Source organism: Chitinilyticum litopenaei DSM 21440, from assembly GCF_000428145.1.
Lineage (GTDB): Bacteria > Pseudomonadota > Gammaproteobacteria > Burkholderiales > Chitinibacteraceae > Chitinilyticum > Chitinilyticum litopenaei.
Window position 1 is genome coordinate 1 of the sequence record NZ_ATZJ01000074.1, and the last position, 5,323, is coordinate 5,323.

Below are 5,323 nucleotides of genomic sequence, written 5' to 3' on the forward strand. Positions count from 1 at the left end.
CGTTTCGGCAGCGCCGAGCAGCTGGCGGCGTATCTGGGACTGGTGCCGGTGGAACGGCAGTCGGGCAGTTCGCTCTTCGGGCGTGCGCGCCTGTCGAAAGCCGGCCCGGCGAGGATACGGGCCATGTTGTACATGGCGGCGATCACGGCCAAGCGCTACAACCCGCATGTGAAGGCGCAGTACGAGCGGCTGCTGGCGCGCGGCAAATGCAAGATGTCGGCACTGGGTGCCGCGATGCGCAAGCTGGTGCATTTGTGCTTTGGCGTCCTTAAAACGCGTCAGCCGTATCAGGCTGATTATGCAGTTGCAAGATGAGTGGCAAGACGGTATCTATGGTCAAGGCGGGAGTCGAGCCGCAATACCTGTCCGAGCAGTGCTCTGCATGCCGTCGGCAGGACGAGGTGCCGGGCGGGCTGGCTAATCAGGAGGGCTGCTTGGTGGGTATGGCCCTGTAGCCTTTCATGTGCAAAGGCTGTGGGCTTATGGGGTGTGGTGTATGAGGCTTTCAGTCACCTATGGCCTGATAGGTGCGCAGCGCGGGTGTCTGCACCAGCTGGCCGCTATCCAGATTCAGGCCGACCAGCATGCCGCCCCACACGCAGCCGGCATCCAGCGCGATGGCCGTGCTGCCCAGCTTGATGCCCAGTGCGGACCAGTGCCCGAATACCACCGGCTTGCCCAGGGGCTGGCGTTGCGGCCAGTCGAACCAGGGTAGAAAGCCTTTTTCGGCACGTTCGCCCTTGAAGGCCATCGCCAGCTCGCCGCCAGCATTGACAAAACGCATGCGGGTAAAGGCATTGATGATGAAGCGCTGGCGCGTTTGCTCGGCCTGGCGCGCTTCGTCCCAGCCGGGGCTGCCGCCATACATTCCGGCCAGCAGGCTGCGATAACCGGGGCCGGCCAGCTGGGTTTCGACTTCCCTGGCATGCTCGCGCGCCGCGTCCAGCGTCCAGCCCGGCCAGATGCCGGCATGGCAGAGCAGGTAATCGTCGAGCTCGATCAGCAGCGGCTGGCCTCGCAGCCAGTGCAGCAGGCGGTCGGCATCGGGCGCGGTGAAGACATTCAGCGTTGAGTCATCGGGTTTGCGGCTGGTGGCCTGCGCCCAGCAGGCCAGCAGATGCAGATCGTGATTGCCGAGCACCACGCGCGTGCAATGCTGGTTGGCCAGTACCCAGCGCAGCACTTCCAGCGACTTCGGGCCGCGACTGACCAGATCGCCCAGCAGGTAGAGGCGGTCATGCTCCGGGTCGAAACGGATGCGGGTCAGCAGACGAATGAATTCGTCGAAGCAGCCTTGCAGGTCGCCGATTGCATAACGGGCCATGCGCGCTCAGCCTTGTCGGAAACGGGAAGGGATGGAGCATAAGCGCCGCCGGGCTGCCTTGACCAGCGGCGAGCGCGGCAGTGCGTCAGATCAGCCACCAGTCGATGGCGAACACGACCAGCATCAGCAGGGCAATCACCAGCTTCAGCAGCGAGCCGACGATAAAGCCCAGCCAGCTGGCCACACCGACCTTGCCGGCGCGCAGCAGGTCCGGATGGGCCAGCAGTTCGCCCAGCAGGGCGCCCAGGAAGGGGCCGAGCAAGAGGCCCGGCAGGCCAAAGAAGATGCCTATCAGCGAGCCGATCAGCGCGCCATAGATGGCTTGCCGGCTGGCGCCGATCATTTTGGCGCCGGCCGCGCCCGCGACATAGTCGATCAGCTGCGAGGCAGCCACCAGCAGCAGCTGGATCGTCAGCCCGATCCAGCCCACGCGTTCGAAATCGTTCTGCCAGGCCAGCAGCAGCATGCCGCCGAGAATCAGCGGCGAGCCGGGCAGCACCGGCAGTACGGCGCCGGCCACGCCCAGGCCCATCAGCAGGACGGCGGCAATGGTGTAAAGCGTGGCGGGGTCGCTGAAGAATTCCGGCATGGTGGCTGTCCTGTGAGAATGGGGAGAGGTGACAGGGAGGGGCAAGTGCAGGACGGTGGACAACGCGCTGGCGAAATCGTTGCGCCAGTATGGCGCGCTGCGCCCCCCAGGGCGAGTCGCACGCTACAAATAATCAGGGGTATTGCCATGGAGCCTATTTCTGATAAAGGCTGCCTGGCAATACCCCTGTGGTTGTTTAATGGCGGGCGATGGGGCGCGAGGACCACCAGTACAGATGCGCGCCAAGCAGGATCATGGGGATGGAGAGCCACTGGCCCATCGACAGGCCCCAGTGCAAGAGGCCGAGAAAGTCATCCGGCTCGCGGGCGAATTCGGCGATAAAGCGGAAGAGGCCATAGCCCAGCAGGAACAGCGCGGAAACCTGGCCGGTCTGGCGCGGCTTGCGCGAATAGACCCAGAGAATCACGAACAGCAGCACGCCTTCCAGCGCGAACTGATACAGCTGCGAGGCATGCCGCGGCAGGTTTTCGCCCTGCAGCCAGTTCAGCAGTTCCGGGTGGGCGTTGACCGCGTGCAGGTCGGCGTTGCGCGCCTGCGGAAAGATCATGGCCCAGAAGTGCTCCGGCGCGGTGACGCGGCCCCACAGTTCGCCATTGAGGAAGTTGCCCATGCGCCCTGCGGCCAGGCCCAGCGGCACCAGCGGCGCGATGAAGTCGGTGACGGCAAAGAAGCGCCGGCTGGTCTTTTTGGCAAACAGCCACATCGCCAGCAGCACGCCGATAAAACCGCCGTGAAAGGCCATGCCGCCTTCCCACAGTTTCAGGATGGCCAGCGGGTCGGCCATATAGTATTCGGGCTTGTAAAAGAACACATAGCCCAGACGCCCGCCCAGGATTACCCCCAGCACGCCATAAAAGAGCAGGTCGTCCAGCTCGCTCTTGTTCCAGCCGGCCGGATTGCCGCGGCGGATGCGCCAGCGCCCGAGAATGAGGAAGAGCGAGAAGCCGAGCAGATACATGATGCCGTACCAGTGGATGCCGAATGGCCCCAGCTGGATGGCGACGGGATCGAATTGCGGATGAACGAGCATGGGCGGGCGGTTTTGGAATAAAATCGCGGCATTATCCCATGAATCGCGCCGCGCGCCGCAAGCCAATAGCCTGTCCGCTGCTGCAGTGCAGTATTTACAGAACCTAAGCCCTGACCGGGGTCTGCGTTTCCGTCCAGCGCCTGTCCGCAACGTCCCGGCCCGACGCTGGTCACAGCCCTTCTGGCCACCAGAATTACGTAACAGGATTACGACCATGCCCGCATACCGTTCCCGCACCTCCACCCACGGCCGCAACATGGCCGGCGCGCGCGCCCTGTGGCGCGCCACCGGCATGAAGGACGGCGACTTCGGCAAGCCCATTATTGCGATTGCCAACTCCTTCACCCAGTTCGTGCCGGGCCACGTGCACCTGCACAACCTCGGCCAGCTGGTCGCCCGCGAAATCGAAAAGGCTGGCGGCATCGCCAAGGAATTCAACACCATCGCGGTGGACGACGGCATCGCCATGGGCCATGGCGGCATGCTGTATTCGCTGCCCTCGCGCGACCTGATCGCCGATTCGGTCGAATACATGGTGAATGCGCATTGCGCCGACGCGCTGGTGTGCATTTCCAACTGCGACAAGATCACCCCGGGGATGCTGATGGCCGCGCTGCGCCTGAACATTCCGGTGATTTTCGTATCCGGTGGCCCGATGGAGGCCGGCAAGGTCAACTGGCAGGGCGAGATCCGCAAGCTGGACCTGGTTGATGCGATGGTTGAGGCGGCCAATCCGAATGTCAGCGATGAAGAAGTTGCTGCGGTTGAGCGCTCCGCCTGCCCGACCTGTGGTTCGTGTTCCGGCATGTTCACCGCCAACTCGATGAACTGCCTGACCGAAGCGCTGGGTCTGAGCCTGCCGGGTAATGGCTCGGTCCTGGCTACGCATGCCGACCGCAAAAACCTGTTCCTGCAGGCCGGCCAGACCATCGTCGAACTTGCCAAGCGCTATTACGAGCAGGACGATGTTTCCGTTTTGCCGCGCAACATCTGTACCTTCGAGGCGTTTGAAAACGCCATCGCGCTCGACATCGCCATGGGCGGCTCGACCAATACCGTGCTGCACCTGCTGGCTGCCGCCAATGAAGCCGGCGTGCCGTTCAAGATGACCGACATCGACCGCATGAGCCGCAAAGTGCCGTGTCTGGCGAAAGTGGCGCCCGCCACGCAGAAATATCACATGGAAGACGTGCACCGCGCCGGTGGCGTGATCGGCATTCTGGCCGAACTCGATCGTGCCGGCCTGATTCACCGCGATGTGCCTACTGTCCACAGCAAGACCATCGGTGAAGGTCTGGACAAGTGGGATGTGGTGAAGAATGCCCCGGACAGCCTGGCGCACCACTTCTACCGCGCAGCGCCCGGCGGCGTGGCAACCACCATCGCCTTCAGCCAGTCGATGCGCTATCCGGATCTCGATCTGGATCGTGCTGGCGGCTGCATTCGCAACAAGGAAAACGCCTACTCGCAGGATGGTGGCATCGCCGTGCTGTATGGCAACATTGCCGAGCGCGGCTGCATCGTGAAAACCGCGGGTGTGGATGATTCCATCCTCAAGTTCACTGGTCGCGTGCGCATTTTCGAATCGCAGGATGACGCGGTGGCCGGTATTCTGGACGACCAGATTGTTGCCGGTGACGTGGTACTGATCCGCTACGAAGGCCCGAAGGGTGGCCCGGGCATGCAGGAAATGCTCTACCCGACGTCCTACCTGAAGTCCAAGGGCCTGGGCAAGGCGTGTGCGCTGCTGACCGATGGCCGTTTCTCCGGCGGGACGTCCGGTCTATCCATTGGTCACGTGTCGCCGGAAGCCGCCGAAGGTGGCGCGATCGGTCTGGCGCAAGAGGGAGACCAGCTGGAAATCGACATCCCGAATCGCACGATCAACCTGCTGGTCAGTGCCGACGAGCTGGCTGCGCGTCGTGCCGCCATGGAAGCCAAGGGCAAGGATGCGTGGCAGCCGCTTGATCGCGAGCGCTTTGTCAGCGCCGCGCTGCGGGCCTACGCCGCCATGACCACTTCGGCCGACACTGGCGCGGTGCGTGATGTGTCGCAGGTTGAGCGCAAGGATTGATGCTGAACCGTCGCCAGGGATGTCGCTAGTGCTCTGAGCGCAACGAATCTTTAGCTTTCGCAACCTTTTCCAATATCGCAGATGACGTCGCGGTCCAGCGGTAAGGCTTGGGGGTGGCGTTGCGCTGCTCAAGGTAGCGCGCAATGGTTTCCTCCAGCTCCCCGACGCTGCGAAACACACCCCGGCGCAGCTGGTCATCGGTCAGGTCGCGAAAAAAACGCTCGACCAGATTCAGCCAGGACGCACTGGTCGGAGTGAAGTGCAGATGGATGCGCGGATTTTTGG

The 5,323-nt window shown here is 63.1% G+C and carries 5 protein-coding genes and 1 pseudogene; 2 read left to right on the forward strand and 4 right to left on the reverse strand.

Features of this window, described 5'->3' with window-relative positions; all coding sequences use genetic code 11:
* Positions 1 to 315 (forward strand): IS110 family transposase (locus tag C515_RS0116295; RefSeq protein ID WP_028456378.1); only part of this gene is annotated, 315 nt, incomplete at its 5' end.
* Positions 316 to 505: 190 nt separating this feature from the next.
* Here C515_RS0116295 and C515_RS0116305 read toward each other — a convergent pair.
* The 3 genes from C515_RS0116305 to lgt form a co-directional block, all read right to left on the reverse strand.
* A complete protein-coding gene (locus tag C515_RS0116305; RefSeq protein WP_028456379.1) occupies positions 506 to 1,324 on the reverse strand; it encodes a symmetrical bis(5'-nucleosyl)-tetraphosphatase in 819 nt (272 codons plus the stop codon).
* 85 nt (positions 1,325 to 1,409) lie between these two features.
* Positions 1,410 to 1,913 carry a DUF456 domain-containing protein gene (locus C515_RS0116310; protein WP_028456380.1) on the reverse strand — a complete coding sequence of 168 codons (504 nt, stop codon included), beginning with the start codon at positions 1,911 to 1,913 and terminating at the stop codon, positions 1,410 to 1,412.
* Between the two features lie 196 nt (positions 1,914 to 2,109).
* Complete coding sequence (gene lgt, locus C515_RS0116315) at positions 2,110 to 2,964, reverse strand: prolipoprotein diacylglyceryl transferase (protein ID WP_028456381.1); 855 nt, start codon at positions 2,962 to 2,964, stop codon at positions 2,110 to 2,112.
* 214 nt (positions 2,965 to 3,178) lie between these two features.
* On the opposite strand from lgt, the gene ilvD reads away from it, so the two are divergent.
* Positions 3,179 to 5,038 carry a dihydroxy-acid dehydratase gene (gene ilvD, locus C515_RS0116320; RefSeq protein ID WP_028456382.1) on the forward strand — a complete coding sequence of 620 codons (1,860 nt, stop codon included), beginning with the start codon at positions 3,179 to 3,181 and terminating at the stop codon, positions 5,036 to 5,038.
* Between the two features lie 25 nt (positions 5,039 to 5,063).
* Here the strand turns inward: ilvD and C515_RS0116325 are convergent.
* A pseudogene (locus C515_RS0116325) lies at positions 5,064 to 5,323 on the reverse strand (IS630 family transposase); the annotation flags it as partial.